General features: G+C 65.3%; 13 protein-coding genes and 1 pseudogene. 8 read left to right on the forward strand and 6 right to left on the reverse strand.

Features of this window, described 5'->3' with window-relative positions; genetic code table 11:
• Positions 1-200: 200 nt before the first annotated feature.
• The 5 genes and pseudogenes from ACLPJJ_RS13410 to ACLPJJ_RS13430 all read left to right on the forward strand — a co-directional run.
• A pseudogene (locus ACLPJJ_RS13410) lies at positions 201-971 on the forward strand (ATP-binding cassette domain-containing protein); the annotation flags it as partial.
• 54 nt (positions 972-1,025) lie between these two features.
• Positions 1,026-1,283 (forward strand): hypothetical protein, encoded by a 258-nt coding sequence (locus tag ACLPJJ_RS13415; RefSeq protein WP_443591495.1) that lies wholly within the window; start codon positions 1,026-1,028, stop codon positions 1,281-1,283.
• 83 nt (positions 1,284-1,366) lie between these two features.
• A complete protein-coding gene (rpmB, locus tag ACLPJJ_RS13420; protein ID WP_443591496.1) occupies positions 1,367-1,666 on the forward strand; it encodes a 50S ribosomal protein L28 in 300 nt (99 codons plus the stop codon).
• Between the two features lie 29 nt (positions 1,667-1,695).
• The gene (gene arfB, locus ACLPJJ_RS13425; protein ID WP_443591497.1) at positions 1,696-2,115 is read left to right on the forward strand and encodes an alternative ribosome rescue aminoacyl-tRNA hydrolase ArfB; all 420 of its coding nucleotides are present in this window, start codon (positions 1,696-1,698) and stop codon (positions 2,113-2,115) included.
• 102 nt (positions 2,116-2,217) lie between these two features.
• Positions 2,218-2,865 (forward strand): TonB-dependent receptor domain-containing protein, encoded by a 648-nt coding sequence (locus ACLPJJ_RS13430; protein ID WP_443591507.1) that lies wholly within the window; start codon positions 2,218-2,220, stop codon positions 2,863-2,865.
• 21 nt (positions 2,866-2,886) lie between these two features.
• Here the strand turns inward: ACLPJJ_RS13430 and ACLPJJ_RS13435 are convergent, their stop codons facing one another.
• A complete protein-coding gene (locus ACLPJJ_RS13435; protein WP_443591498.1) occupies positions 2,887-3,906 on the reverse strand; it encodes a transporter in 1,020 nt (339 codons plus the stop codon).
• A gap of 166 nt (positions 3,907-4,072) precedes the next feature.
• Here ACLPJJ_RS13435 and ACLPJJ_RS13440 point away from each other — a divergent pair, with 166 nt between their 5' ends.
• Together ACLPJJ_RS13440 and ACLPJJ_RS13445 are read left to right on the forward strand one after the other, a co-directional pair.
• Entirely contained in the window at positions 4,073-4,972 is a 900-nt protein-coding gene (locus tag ACLPJJ_RS13440; protein ID WP_443591499.1) for a cation diffusion facilitator family transporter, read from the forward strand.
• Positions 4,973-4,979: 7 nt separating this feature from the next.
• Entirely contained in the window at positions 4,980-5,720 is a 741-nt protein-coding gene (locus ACLPJJ_RS13445) for an energy transducer TonB (RefSeq protein ID WP_443591500.1), read from the forward strand.
• Between the two features lie 40 nt (positions 5,721-5,760).
• Here ACLPJJ_RS13445 and typA read toward each other — a convergent pair whose 3' ends face one another.
• Entirely contained in the window at positions 5,761-7,596 is a 1,836-nt protein-coding gene (gene typA / locus ACLPJJ_RS13450) for a translational GTPase TypA (RefSeq protein WP_443591501.1), read from the reverse strand.
• Positions 7,597-7,835: 239 nt separating this feature from the next.
• On the opposite strand from typA, the gene ACLPJJ_RS13455 reads away from it, so the two are divergent.
• Positions 7,836-8,537 carry a transglycosylase SLT domain-containing protein gene (locus tag ACLPJJ_RS13455; protein ID WP_443591502.1) on the forward strand — a complete coding sequence of 234 codons (702 nt, stop codon included), beginning with the start codon at positions 7,836-7,838 and terminating at the stop codon, positions 8,535-8,537.
• A gap of 39 nt (positions 8,538-8,576) precedes the next feature.
• Here ACLPJJ_RS13455 and odhB read toward each other — a convergent pair whose 3' ends face one another.
• The 4 genes from odhB to sucC all read right to left on the reverse strand — a co-directional run.
• Positions 8,577-9,785, reverse strand: a complete 1,209-nt coding sequence (odhB, locus tag ACLPJJ_RS13460; protein ID WP_443591503.1) for a 2-oxoglutarate dehydrogenase complex dihydrolipoyllysine-residue succinyltransferase — start codon at positions 9,783-9,785, stop codon at positions 8,577-8,579.
• Between the two features lie 48 nt (positions 9,786-9,833).
• On the reverse strand, positions 9,834-12,692 hold the full coding sequence (locus ACLPJJ_RS13465; RefSeq protein ID WP_443591504.1) for a 2-oxoglutarate dehydrogenase E1 component: 2,859 nt from the start codon (positions 12,690-12,692) through the stop codon (positions 9,834-9,836).
• 191 nt (positions 12,693-12,883) lie between these two features.
• Complete coding sequence (sucD, locus tag ACLPJJ_RS13470; RefSeq protein ID WP_443591505.1) at positions 12,884-13,759, reverse strand: succinate--CoA ligase subunit alpha; 876 nt, start codon at positions 13,757-13,759, stop codon at positions 12,884-12,886.
• A partial coding sequence (sucC, locus tag ACLPJJ_RS13475) for an ADP-forming succinate--CoA ligase subunit beta (protein ID WP_443591506.1) occupies positions 13,759-14,765 on the reverse strand: 1,007 nt, incomplete at its 5' end. The genes sucC and sucD, both read right to left, overlap by 1 nt.

Below are 14,765 nucleotides of genomic sequence, written 5' to 3' on the forward strand. Positions count from 1 at the left end.
CCCTTCAGGATCTGCCGGTCCGGGTTGTAGGCGAAATGCACGTCCTCGAACCGCACCTCGGCCGGCGCGCCGTGGCGCTCCAGCGTGAGCGCGCCGGGCGTGTCCTTCACCTCCTGGTTGACATGGAGCAGATGTTCTCGCTGCTGCGTGTCAACCAGGAGGTGAAGGACACGCCGGGCGCGCTCACGCTGGAACGCCACGGCGCGCCGGCCGAGGTGCGATTCGAGGGCGTGCATTTTGCCTACAACCCGGACCGGCAGATCCTGAAGGGGATCAGCTTTACCGCAGCACCCGGGGAGAAGATCGCCATCGTCGGCCCCACCGGCTCGGGCAAGTCCACCATCTCGCGCCTGCTGTTCCGCTTCTACGACGCCACCGAAGGCGCTGTGCTGGTGGATGGGCATGACGTGCGGGACTACACCCAGCAATCGCTGCGCGCCGCCATCGGCGTGGTGCCGCAGGACACGGTGCTGTTCAACGACACGATCTTCTACAACATTGCCTATGGCCGCCCCGGCGCTACGGTGGAGGAGATCGAGCAGGCCGCCAGACTCGCGCAGGTGCATGACTTCATCGTGTCCCTGCCGCAGGGCTACAAGACCAAGGTGGGCGAGCGCGGGTTGAAGCTCTCCGGCGGCGAGAAGCAGCGAGTCGCCATCGCCCGCACCATCCTGAAGAATCCGCGAATCCTGATCCTGGACGAGGCGACCAGCGCGCTCGACACTCATACCGAACAGGAGATCTCCGCCGCTTTGCGCGACGTGGCGCATGACCGCACCACGCTGGTCATCGCCCACCGGCTCTCCACCGTGACCGACGCGGACGAGATCCTGGTGCTGCGCGAGGGGCTGATCGTGGAACGCGGCACGCATATGGCGCTTTTGGCTCAGAATGGTGTCTACGCCGGCATGTGGGCAGCGCAGGTGGAGCTGGATGAAGGCAACCTTGCCCCCGCGGAAGTGGCGGAGTGAGCTGGCGCGTGCTAGCGCCAAACGAAATTTTACTGTGACGAAGTGGAAGATGCGATGAGCGACAGACAATCCCCGCCGGAACGCGAGTTGAGCCATGCCGGCTCCGTGGTGGACAAGGCGATCGAGTTCATGGTCGGGCAGAATCTGAGCGAGCTGGCCATTGCCTCCGCCCTGCTCGGCGGCGCGATGGGTCTGCTCACCCAGGCTCTGCCGGACGAGGTGGTGGTGCAGATCCTGCAAAATGCCATCGAAAGCATTGAAAATGGTGAAATGCGCGGCGCTGCCGGCCAGGATCACGCAGGCGAGGCTTGACGACTCCTGCTGTTTCACCCATAAGCCTGCCCAATTCCGGGTTGGCCCTGCCAGCCCGCTTTGCGTTTTTTGAGGATAGACCCATGGCCCGCCGTTGCGAACTGACCGGAAAGACCGTGCAAACTGGCAATAATGTCAGCCACGCGAACAACAAGACCCGCCGCCGGTTCCTGCCGAACCTGCAGGTCACCACGCTGCTCTCCGATGCGCTCGGCAATGTCCGCATGCGCCTCTCCACCCGCGCGATCCGCACGATCGAGCACAATGGCGGTCTGGACGCGTTCCTGCTCTCCCAGACCGATGCCAAGCTGACGTCCGAGGGCCTGACGCTGAAGCGCCGCCTGGAGCGCGCCATGGCGAAGAAAGAAACCAAGGCCGCCTGAGCCTGCCGGAGCCCTGAGAAGAGGCTCCCATGCTTATAAGAATTACTCGGAGCCTCCAGATCAGCGAGTCTGATCTGGAGGAAACGTTTGTCACCGCCTCCGGCCCGGGCGGGCAGAACGTGAACAAGGTGGCGAGCGCGGTGCATCTGCGCTTCAACCTCGCGGCCAACACGACCTTACCGGAGCATGTGAAGGCCAAGCTGGCGCAACTGGCCGGCTGGCGCCTGACCAAGGACGGTGTGGTCATCATCCAGGCCGAGCAGTACCGCGACCAGCCGCGCAACCGCGAGGATGCGCGTGAGCGGCTGTTTGCGCTCATCCGCGAGGCGGCGGTGGTGCCCAAGGTGCGCCGCCCAACCAAGCCGACCAAGGGCTCCCAGACCAGGCGACAGGATGCGAAGAGCAAGCGCGGTGATGTGAAGCGCCTGCGCCGGGACAAGGATTTTTAACGCTTGCCAGACCGGAGCGGTCCGGTTTACCACCCGCGCCAGATGACGGTGGCCCGTGGCGTCTGATCGCTCGAGGCCGGCGAAAGCCGGACGAGAGCGTGAATCAGCCGCCCAGATAAAGGGCTTAAACGGGAACACGGCAACCCGAATCTGCGCCCGGAACGCAGCACCGGCTGGGAGATCGGCCCGCAATTCGACATTCCCGCCTTCGGTCAGGCGGATTTCGCCAGCCTTTCGGCCACGTATTTCTCCGCCAGCATCCGCGACCTGATCCAGGCCGTGGCCAATGCCAACGGTGCCTACACGGAGGAGAACGTCTCCCAAGCCAACATCAACGGCGTGGAGACGGATTATGTGCTGAACCCGGCCCCGTGGCTCTCGGCGGAGCTGAACTACACTTATACCCGCGCCATCTCCGGCAGTAACGGCCCGGCTTTGCTGCGCCGGCCGCAGAACGCGGGCAGCGCCACCGTCACGGTCAAGCCGCTGCCGGGGCTCTCCATCACGCCGCAGGTGCAGTATGTCGGCCGTTTCAACGATTATCTCTATAATGACAGCGGCTATCTGACCGGCACCGGGAGCGCCGACCCTGGCACCATCGTGAACCTGAACGTGTCCTACAGGCTGAACGACAAGTTCACTCTCTTCGCCACGGGCAAGAACATTCTCAACTCGAACTTCGAGGCGGCGAATGGCTTGCAAATCCCCGGCGCCTCGGCGCTGGTGGGCGTGCGCGCCACTTTAGAGTAACGCGGGCGCCTGGTGGCGGGATCAGAACGCCGCCACCAGGCGCAGCTCGATATTGCGTTCGAGCGGCCCGCCATGCGAGGCGACATCATAGTCGCCATTCAGCGTGAGCTGCCAGCGCGGTGAGAGATAGGTGACGAACGTCAACCGCAGCTGGCTTTCCTCGGTGCGCAAGTTGCTGTCGAGCTTCTCGCCATTGCCCAGTGTATAAACCTGCTTGCCGCCAAGGGATTGGAAGAAGCCGGGCGCGATGACGGCGCGGGTAGGGGCGTAGAACTGGTACGGCACGTAGACGCGCAGCTCGCCTGTTGGCTGTTCGTGCAGCTTGGCCGGCGTGCTGCTGGCGGGTACGAGCGGGCCCCCGCCTAGCATGCTGTTGGCGTAAACGGCGGGGGTGACGAACGCCGAATCGCCATAGTCGCCATAGCCATAGATCTCGCCCCAGACCTCCAGCGCCAGGTTCTGGCCCGTGGGTGTGCCAAACAGCGTGGCGCGGCCCCCGGCCTCGCCTTCGAAGGTCCAGAGGTTTCGTGTATAGTCCAGCGTTGCGTTCTTGTTGTAGTTGCCGATGGGCGGCGAGAGCCAGACGCCGGTAACCAGGTAGTTGCCCTTTTCCGCATCGGCATAAGGGAAGATGAAGGCCCCGAAGTTGGGTTGCGTAAAGCCATTGGTGTGGTCGAGCCTCACCCGGCCGGGCCCGAACGGGCCGGCCGCGGGGATGCCCGCTCCCTGCGGCCCGATGAAGCTGGCATAGGCGTCATACATCTGCACGCCGGCGATCATGCCGCCAAGCTGGAAGCTGCGGATATAGCGCAGCGCCTGTATATCGACGCTGATGCGCGTATTCCGGCTATAGGTTCCGTCATGCGGCGTGCCGACGGCGCCGGCATTCGCAAGAGCATTGTAATAAAAAAAAATGTTCAAATTTGGCGGGGGGGCGATGGTTTCGCCCGTCAGCGGGTCGGAGGCCCGCGCGGCCTGCCCGCCCAGGCAAAATGCTGCAATGGCGCCAAGTTGCACTGCGCGCCGTAACGCCCCCGACATAAGCCTACCCTTTGCGATGTTGTGAACCGAGACTAGAAGCCGCCCGTATGACAAAGAGTTCATGCGGAAATGTCAATAGAACTGACAGGGAAATAACACCCGCATGGCGCGCCATGCGGAATATCAGGTCGTTGCCTTTTGCCTCCAACCCCTGGTAGCTAGGTGCGTGAAACCGATCCTAAAAATCGCGGCGGGGAGTATCGCGGTCGGTGTCCTGGTCTTTGCGGGCAAGATGCTGGCGGCGAAGGTCAGCGGCAGCACGGCGCTGTTTTCCGATGCCCTGGAAGCCCTGGTCAACGTCGCCTCTTCGGCGCTGGCGCTGTGCGCGCTCATCATCGGCGCCAAGCCGGCGGATGAGGTGCATAATTACGGCCACGCCAAGGCCGAGCTGCTCAGCGCCGTCGCCACCGGGGCGATGATCCTGCTCGCCGCGCTGCTCATCTTCCACCGTGCCGCTCTCGCCCTGTGGCACCCGCAGGGCTTGGCCGCGTTGGAGAGCGGGCTGGGGCTGGGCTTGGTGCTGAATGCCGTGGCGGGTGGCGTCAATGCCGTTTGGGGCCTGGTGCTGCGGCATTACGGGCGGAAGGATCGCTCCCCCGCGCTGCTGGCGGATGCCCAGCATCTGTTCAGCGACGTGCTGACCTCGCTGGGCATTGTCATCGCGCTGCTGGTGGCGGACTGGCTGCGCATGCCGCGGCTCGATCCCGTTATCGCGCTGGTCATCGCGGCGCAAATCGCGGTGATGGGCTGGCATACGGTGATGCGTTCGATCAGCGGATTGCTGGATGAAGCGCCGCCCCCGGAGATCACCGAGCGCATCCATAATCTGGTGCGCGAACGCGCCAGCGGGGCGATCGAGGCACATGATCTGCGCATCCGCCAGGCCGGCCATGCGAGCTTTTTGGAATTCCACCTCGTCGTGCCTGGCGAAATGACCGTGAACGAATCCCACGCCATCTGCGACCGCATCGAGGCGGCGCTGAAGGCCGAGATGGACGGTGTCATCATCACCATCCATGTCGAGCCGCCGGAGAAGGCGAAGCGCGAGGGCGTGCTGGTGCCGTGAGGCTCGCATGACCCGCTCCCTCCAGCGCCAGACGCTTGCCCCGGAGATACGGGCGCAGAAAACCGGATTGCGCGCGTGGGGGGATGTCCGCTTCGGCCGCCTTAGCCTCCCCTTGTCCTACGACTGGGAGGCAGGGATCGTGGCCACCGGCGTGCATATGGCCACGCTTGTGCTGCTGATCCTGTTGATCGGGCTACATATGCCACAGCCGCCACAGGATGAGACGGTGATCACCGTCATCCCCGAAGCGCCGCCGCAAGGCGATGTCCAGCCCGAGTCCGTGCCGCCCGCGCCGCAGCCGCCGCAGACCACGCCCATGGCCAGCGCGGCGCCCACGCAGGATGTGCCGCTACCCCCGCCGCCACCAGTTGCGCCGCCGCGCCCGGTGCCGCCGCATCCGCCCCAGCAGCAACAGGCCCATACGCAGGGCAGCCGCGTGGTGGCGCCGCACCGTGGTGCCCAGGCCGTGGCGGTTACCCGCCCGGCCGAGCCCGATTCCGGCAACGTTGTGCCCGATTACAGCCCGGAAGCCCGCATGGCGGGTGAGCAGGGCGAGGTGCATTTCGTAGTCGACATCTCGCCCTGGGGCACGGTGCGGAACGTGACCATTACCGGCAGCAGCGGCTATGCCGACCTTGACGACAATGTGCGCATGGCGGCGCTGCAATGGCGCTTCAAACCGGCGCTGCAGAATGGCAAGCCCGTGGCTTCGACGCTGAAGCTCTGGGTGCGGTTCGAGACGCAATAAAAGACACAATAAAAAAAGGGGCCTTGCGGCCCCTTTTTCGTTATGCGGCGTCGTCCGACCGGCGCTCGGCCTTCTTGCGCTCGTTCGGGTTCAGGTAGCGCTTGCGGATGCGCACGGCGGAGGGGGTGACCTCCACCAACTCGTCATCCTCAATGTACGCGATGGCCTGCTCCAGCGACATCTTGCGGGGCGGCACCAGCAGCAGCGCCTCGTCCTTGCCGGCGGCGCGGATGTTGGTGAGCTTCTTTTCGCGCACCGGGTTCACGTCCAGGTCGTTCTCGCGGCTATGCTCGCCGAGGATCATGCCCACGTAAACCTTCTCGCCAGGGCTGACGAACAGCGAGCCGCGGTCCTGCAAGGAGAACAGGGAGTACTGCACGGCCTCGCCGTCCTCGGAGGAGATCAGCGCGCCGTTGCGGCGGCCCTCGATCTTGCCCTTCCACGGGCCGTAGCCGGCGAACAGGCGGTTCATCACGCCGGTGCCGCGGGTGTCGGTCAGGAACTCGCCGTGATAGCCGATGAGGCCGCGCGAGGGGATCTTGAACGTCAGGCGCTGCTTGTCGCCGCCGGAGGGGCGGATGTCGGAGAGTTCGCCCTTGCGGCGGGACATCTTCTCGACCACGGCGCCGGCATAGGGCTCGTCCACGTCGATCAGCACTTCCTCATACGGCTCCTCGCGCTCGCCGGTCTCCTCGTTCATGCGCGTCAGCACGCGGGGGCGGCCGATGGTCAGCTCGAAGCCCTCGCGGCGCATGGTCTCGATGAGCACGCCGAGCTGGAGTTCGCCGCGACCGAAGACCTCGAAGGCGTCGCTCTCGGTGGAGGCGACCACCTGGATGGCGACATTGCCTTCGATCTCGCTGAACAGACGGTCGCGGATTTGGCGGGAGGTCACCTTCTTGCCTTCGCGGCCGCCGAGCGGGCCGTCATTGATGCGGAAGGTCATGGACAGGGTCGGCGGGTCGATCGGGGTCGCGGGCAGCGGCGCCGTCACTTCCGGGGCGCAGATGGTGTACGGGATGGTGGCATCCGTCAGGCCGGCGACGGCGACGATATCGCCAGCGCTCACCTCGTCAACGGCCACGCGCTCCAGGCCACGGAAGGAGAGCAGCTTGGTCAGGCGCCCGGTCTCGATCACCTTGCCATCCAGGCCCAGCACCTTCACCGGCATGTTCAGCGTGGCGCGGCCCTGCTCGACGCGGCCGGTGAGCACGCGGCCGAGGAAGGTATCGGCCTCCAGGATGGTGGCGACCATCGCGAACGGGGCGTCCACGTCCAGCGCCGGGGCCGGCACATGGCTCAGGATCAGGTCGAACAGCGGGGCCAGGCTCTCGCGCGGGTCGTCCAGGTTGGCGACAGCCCAGCCCTGGCGACCGGAGGCGAAGAGCATGGGGAAGTCGAGCTGCTCCTCGTTGGCGTCCAGCGACGCGAACAGGTCGAACATCTCGTTATGCACGTCGTCCGGGCGGGCGTCGCCACGGTCGATCTTGTTCACCACCACGATCGGCTTCAGGCCGCGCGCCAGCGCCTTGCCGAGCACGAACTTGGTCTGCGGCAGCACGCCTTCGGCGGCATCCACCAGAATCACCGCGCCATCCACCATGCTCAGGATACGCTCCACCTCGCCGCCGAAATCGGCGTGGCCAGGGGTGTCCACGATGTTGATGCGCACGTCCTTCCACACCACCGAGGCGACCTTCGCCAGAATGGTGATGCCGCGCTCCTTTTCCAGGTCGTTGCGGTCGAGCGCGCGCTCGGCCACGGCCTGGTGCGCGGCAAACGCGCCGGACTGCTTCAGCAACTGGTCGGTGAGCGTGGTCTTGCCATGGTCAACGTGGGCGATGATGGCAATGTTGCGGATTTTCGGCGCGGACATACAGAGACTACCCAATGGCTAACCCAAACCTAACCACGGAGCAGATGCCCCGTGGTTAGGCAAGGGTGGTGAGATTTGCCCCGGCATAGCGATATCGCGCCGCAAAAGCGAGGGGTAATTGCACATAGGCGCCCTGTGGCGGCGGTTGGGCGATGGTTTTTCGGTTTCGAGGGGATTAATGCCTCGTCATTTACCACTGTCCCGGGATAATGTGGCGGCGGCATTAACCGGGAGTTACGGTGCGTAAACTGTTGTTATGCATGGGCGTTGCGGCCGGGATCGGTCAGGCGCGGGCGGATGTGCCGCCGGGCGCCGCGTGCACGGCCGCCGGCCATTCCGCCGAGCAGGAAGCCGCGCTGCCGGTCAATCTGCTGATTTCCATCGGCATGGTGGAAAGCGGCCACCCGGACCCGCTGACCGGGCGCTTCGCCCCCTGGCCCTGGACCGTGAACGCCGATGGCAACGGTCAGTACTTCCCGACCAAGGAGGCGGCGGAGGCCTTTGTACGCTTCGCCGAAGCCTCCGGCGCGCGGGATATCGATGTCGGCTGCTTCCAGATCAGCCTGCAAAGCCACCCGGACGCCTTCGCCTCGCTGGACGAGGCCTTCGACCCGGACAAGAACGCCGCCTATGCCGCGCGGTTCCTTGCCCAACTCAAGGGCCAGACCGGCTCCTGGACCACCGCCATCGCCGATTACCACTCCGCCCTGCCGGATCTCGGCCTGCCCTATCAGCGCCTGGTGCTCGCCGCCTGGAAGCGCATGGGCAATCTCCCGTTCAACATGTCGGCTGACGTTGAGGAGGCGAGTTACATTCCGCCGCCGGATAATGTGGCGATCATCCAGTCCGCGGCGGCGAAGCGTATCCATGTGTACACTTCAAGCCAGCCGATGGACGCCGCCTGGCGCCCCGGCCTGCCGCATGTGTACGAAGGGGATTAAGGGACAAATAAAAAGGGGAGCCGAAGCTCCCCTTTTTTCTTAGATTTCCAGCAGCAGGCGGCGCGGGTCTTCCAGGCTTTCCTTCACGCGGACCAGGAAGGACACAGCCTCGCGGCCATCGATGATGCGGTGGTCGTAGGACACGGCCAGGTACATCATCGGGAGGATCACGATCTGCCCGTTCAGCGCCACCGGGCGCTCCTGGATCTTGTGCATGCCCAGGATGGCCGACTGCGGCGGGTTCAGGATCGGGGTGGACATCAGCGAGCCGTACACACCACCATTGGTGATGGAGAAGGTGCCGCCGGAGAGCTGTTCCAGCTTCAGTGTGCCTTCTTTCGCCGCCTTGGCGAAGCCGGCGATCTCGGCCTCGATTTCGGAGATGCTCTTCTGGTCAGCGTCGCGGATCACGGGGACGACGAGGCCGGAGGCGCCGCCGACGGCGATGCCCATGTTGACGAACTTCTTGTAGACGATGTCGTCACCGTCGATCTCGGCGTTCACGGCCGGGAACTCAGCCAGCGCGGCGCAGACGGCCTTCACGAAGAAGCCGTTGAAGCCCAGGCGGATGCCCTTGTGCTTCTTCTCGAAGGCGTCCTTGTACTCGGTGCGCAGGGCGATGATCGCGCTCATGTCCACCTCGTTGAAGGTGGTGAGCATGGCGGCGGTGTTCTGCGCGTCCTTCAGGCGGGCGGCGATGGTCTTGCGCAGGCGCGTCATCTTCACGCGCTCTTCGCGCACATCCGGCGTGCGCGGGGCCTTCGGCGCCGGGGCGGCCGGGGCGGCGGAGGGCTTGCTCAGGAACTCAAGCACATCGCCCTTGGAGACGCGGCCATCCTTGGCGGTGCCCTGGATGGCGCCGGAGGCGATCTTGTTTTCCTCGATCAGCTTCGCGGCGGCGGGCAGGGGGGCGGCGCCGGGGCGGGCAACCGGGCCCGGGGCGGCCTGCGGCGCATGCACGCCAGCGGCGGCAACCGGCGCCGGGGCGGCGGGTTTGGCAACGGCGGCGGCGCCGACGTCAACGCGGCCCAGCAGGGCGCCCACTTCCACCTCCGCGCCTTCCGGCGCGATGATTTCAGCCAGCACGCCAGCTTCCGGCGCATTGACCTCGACCGTCACCTTGTCAGTCTCCAGCTCCACCACGGGCTCGTCGGCGGCAACGGCGTCGCCCGCCTTCTTGATCCAGCGCGCGATGGTCGCGGTGGTCACGCTCTCGCCCAGTGTGGGAACTTTGATATCGGCGGCCATAGCTACTCCTGATTACTGCTTGTTGACTTCGCGATTATGTCAGATTGCTCAGACGCTCAATGCCTCGTTGACCAGCGCGGCCTGCTCGGCGGCATGCACCTTGGCCAAGCCCGTGGCAGGGCTGGCGGCGGCGGCGCGGCCGACATAGCGGGGGCGCGTGGCGGCGTTGTTGAGGCAGGTCAGCACGCCCTCGATCCGGCGGTCGACAAAGGTCCAGCCGCCGTTGTTCTCCGGCTCTTCCTGGCACCACACGACCTCGGCATTGGTGTAGGCCTCGATCGCGGCTTTCAGGCTCTTGACCGGGAAGGGGTAGAACTGCTCCAGGCGCACTATGGCGACATCCTTGATGCCGCGCTCGCGGCGCTCGGCCACCAGGTCGTAGTACACCTTGCCGGAGCAGATGACGACGCGCTTGACCTGCTCCGGCGCCACCAGCTCGTCGGTCTCGGGGATGACGAACTTGAAGCTGGAGCCGGGGCCGAACTCACTTAGGTTGGAAACGCAGAGCTTGTGGCGCAGCAGGGATTTCGGCGTCATCAGCACCAGCGGCTTGCGGAAGTTCCGCTTCAGCTGGCGGCGCAGCGCATGGAAGTAGTTGGCCGGGGTGGTGAGGTTGCACACCGCCATGTTGTTCTCGGCGCAGAGCTGCAAATAGCGCTCCGGGCGGGCGGAGGAATGCTCCGGCCCCTGGCCCTCGCTGCCATGCGGCAGCAGCATCACCAAGCCGCACATGCGCAGCCACTTGGTTTCACCCGAGGCGATGAACTGGTCGATCATGACCTGCGCGCCATTGGCGAAGTCGCCGAACTGGCCTTCCCATAGCACCAGCACGTTCGGGTCCGAGATGGCATACCCGTACTCGAAGCCCAGCACGCCGTATTCCGAGAGCAGCGAGTTGAAGATCTCGATATGCGCCTGGTCGGGGCGGATATTGTTCAGCGGCGTGTATTCGTTCTGGTTGGTCTGGTCGACCAGCACCGCGTGGCGCTGGCTGAAGGTGCCGCGCTGGCAGTCCTCGCCGGAGAGGCGGACCCGGTGGCCGTCGAGCATCAGGGTGCCGAAGGCGAGCGCCTCGCCGGTGGCCCAGTCGATGCCTTCGCCGGTCTCGATCATCTGCTTCTTGGCTTCAAGCTGACGCGCGATCTTCGGGTTGAGGTCGAAGTTCTGCGGCGGGCGGGAGAGGGCGTCGCCCACTTCCTTGAGCTGCTCCAGCGGGGCGGCGGTGAACTCCTCCTGGCGCTCGGCCTCCTGGTCGGCCTGCTTCATGCCGGTCCAGTGGCCTTCCAGCCAGTCGGCCTTGTTCACTTTGTAGTTCTTGGCGCCTTCGAAGGCGTCTTCCAGAGTCTTGTTGTACTCGTCGGAAATCGCCTTCGCCTCTTCGGCGGAGACGCTGCCCTCGTGGGCCAGGGCCTCGGCATACAGAGCGCGGGTGGTCTTCAGCGCCTTGATGGCCTTGTACATGACCGGCTGGGTGAACGCCGGCTCGTCGTTCTCGTTATGGCCATGGCGGCGGTAGCAGACCAGGTCGATGACCACGTCCACGGCGAATTCCTGGCGGAACTCGGCGGCCAGCTTGGCGGCGAAGACCACGGCTTCCGGGCTGTCGCCGTTCACATGCAGGATCGGCGACTGCACCGACTTCGCGACGTCCGTGCAGTACAGGCCGGAGAAGGCGTGCGCCGGGACGGTGGTGAAGCCGATCTGGTTGTTCACCACGAGATGAATGGAGCCGCCGGTGCGGTAGCCGATGAGTTGGCTCATCGCCAGGGTTTCATACACCAGGCCCTGGCCGGCGAAGGCGGCATCGCCATGCATGATGATGGCCATGGCGGACTTGCGGGTGCGGTCGCCCATCATGTCCAGGCGGGCGCGGATCTTGCCGACCACCACCGGGTCCACCGCCTCAAGGTGCGAGGGGTTGGGCTGGAGCGAGAGGTGCAGCTTGTTGCCGTTGATGACGAGGTCGGTCGAGGTGCCGAGATGGTACTTCACGTCGCCGGAGCCCTGCACGTCCTCGGGCTTGGCGGAGGCGCCGCCGAACTCGGAGAACAGCGCGACCAGCGGCTTCTTGACGATGTTGACCAGGGTGTTGAGGCGGCCGCGGTGCGGCATGCCGATGGCGATTTCATTCACGCCCTTGTCGGCGGCGGTCTCGATGATCGCGTGCAGGGCGGGGATGGTGCTCTCGCCGCCCTCAAGGCCGAAGCGCTTGGTGCCGACGAAGCGGCGCTGGCAGAAGGTCTCGAAGTTGTCGGCCTCGGTGAGCTGCTTCAGGATCTTGGCCTTGGCCTTGGCGTTGAAGGCGGTCAGCCAGGGCGCGCCCTCGATGCGGCGCTGGATCCAGCTCTTCTGGGCCGGGTCCTGGATGTGCATGAACTCGACGCCGATCTGGCCGCAATAGCTCTGGCGCAGCGCGGCAATGATCTGGCGCAGGGTGGCGGTTTCGAAGCCCAGCACGCCGTCAATGAAAATGGGGCGGTCGAGGTCGTTGGGTTCAGTGAAGCCATAGGTGGCCGGGTCCAGCTCAACATGGTGGCGCTGCGGCTTCAGCCCGAGCGGGTCGAGCTGCGCTTCCAGATGGCCGCGCACGCGGTAGGCGCGGATCAGCATCAGGGCGCGGATGGAATCGAGCGTGGCGGCGCGGGTTTCCGCAGGGGAGGCGGTGGGTTTGGCTGGCTTGACCGCGCCTTCGACCTCGTTGGTGACGAAGGCGGTCGGACGCGGGGCCCAGGAGGCGCCGGTGGCATCCATCAGAATGGAGCGCGTCTCGTCGTCCAGCGCGGCAAACAGGGCGGCGAAATCCGGATCAACGGAGTTGGGCGCTTCGACCCATTTGGCATAAAGCTGGGCGATGAACTGGGCGTTCGCCCCATTCATCGCGGTGGCAATCACATCTACACCGGCCATACCTGTTCCTCATATTTGCAATGCTCCCGCCCGGTGAGGCGGGTGGACCGGGGAGTTCACGACAATACGGCGAAGTCTCCCCATCCGCGCCGCGTATAAGCCACTAGGGTTATGATGCCGTTATCCAAGTTAAAGGGGCAGGGTTGTCCACGGCGCATGGTTGCTCGTATTTTCCCTGCCCCTTCAAGTGGTTAGCCCTGCAATGCCTTGACCATGGTGCTGCCAAGCGAGGAGGGACTATCGGCAACAAATATCCCGGCTTCCTTCATTGCCGCGATCTTGGCGGCGGCTGTATCCTTGCCGCCGGAGATCACCGCGCCGGCATGGCCCATGCGCCGGCCCGGAGGCGCCGTGGCGCCGGCGATGAAGCCGACGACCGGCTTTTTGATTTTGTGGCGGGCCAGGAACTCGGCCGCGTCGATCTCGGAGGGGCCGCCGATTTCGCCGATCATGATGATCGCCTGGGTCTCATCATCGTGCAGGAACAGGTCCAGCACTTCGATGAAATCCGTGCCCTTCACCGGATCGCCGCCGATGCCCACGCAGGTGGACTGGCCGAGCCCCGCGGCGGTGGTCTGCGCCACGGCCTCGTAGGTGAGGGTGCCGGAGCGCGAGACGATGCCGATGGAGCCGCGCTTGTGGATGTGGCCCGGCATGATGCCGATCTTGCACTCGTCCGGGGTGATGACACCCGGGCAGTTCGGCCCGATCAGGCGGGACTTGGAGCCGCAGAGAGCGCGCTTGACCTTCACCATGTCCAGCACCGGGATGCCCTCGGTAATGCAGACGATCAGCTCCACGCCCGCGTCGATCGCCTCCAGGATGGAGTCGGCGGCGGACGGCGGCGGCACGTAGATGGCGGAGGCGTTGGCGCCGGTCTTGGCCACGGCTTCTTCCACGGTATTGAACACCGGCAGATCGAGATGCTTGGTGCCGCCCTTGCCGGGTGTCACGCCGCCGACGATCTTGGTGCCGTAGGCCAGAGCCTGCTCGGAGTGGAAGGTGCCCTGAGCGCCGGTGAAGCCCTGGGTGATGACCTTAGTCTCTTTGTTGACGAGAATGGCCATTACGCGGCTTCCTTCACGGCTTTGACGATTTTCTCGGCGGCGTCGGCCAGGTTGTCGGCCGGGATGATTGGCAGGCCGGACTTGGCCATGATGTCCTTGCCGAGCTGCACGTTCGTGCCTTCCAGGCGAACCACCAGCGGCACGGAGAGCGAGACTTCGCGCGCCGCGGCGATGACGCCCTCGGCGATGACGTCGCAGCGCATGATGCCGCCGAAGATGTTGACCAGGATGCCCTCGACGTTCGGGTCCGAGAGGATAATCTTGAACGCCGCGGTCACGCGCTCCTTGGTGGCGCCGCCGCCGACATCCAGGAAGTTCGCCGGCTCCGCGCCGTAAAGCTTGATGATGTCCATGGTCGCCATGGCCAGGCCCGCGCCGTTCACCATGCAGCCGATGTTGCCTTCGAGCGCCACGTAGGAGAGCGAGTGCCTGTTGGCTTCCAGCTCCTTCGGGTCTTCCTCGGCCTCGTCGCGCAGCGCCTCGATCTCGGGGTGGCGGTACAGGGCGTTGTCGTCGAAGCTCACCTTGCTGTCGAGCGCGAAGATCTCGCCAGCACCGGTGACGACCATCGGGTTGATCTCAATGACCGCCGCGTCCAGCCCCACGAAGGCGTTGTAGAGGGCGGTGACGAACTTGCCGAAGGTGGCGATCTGCTTGCCTTCGAGGCCCAGGCCGAAGGCCAGCTTGCGGGCGTGGAAGGGGGAAATGCCGGAGGCCGGGTCAACCGGGGCGCGCAGGATCTTCTCGGGGTGGTGTTCGGCCACCTCTTCAATCTCCATGCCGCCTTCGGTGGAGGCCATGACCACGACCTCGGACACCGAGCGGTCGATCAGCAGGGAGAGATACAGCTCGCGCTTGATGTCGCAGCCGGCTTCCACGTACACGCGGCGGACCAGGCGTCCGGCCGGGCCGGTCTGCTTGGTGATCAGCGTGTGGCCGATCATCGCCGCCGCGGCGTCACGCACCTCGACGAGGCTCTTGGCCAGGCGCACCCCCCCCTTGCCGT

The sequence above is a fragment of the Acidocella sp. genome (assembly GCF_052326845.1).
Lineage (GTDB): Bacteria > Pseudomonadota > Alphaproteobacteria > Acetobacterales > Acetobacteraceae > Acidocella.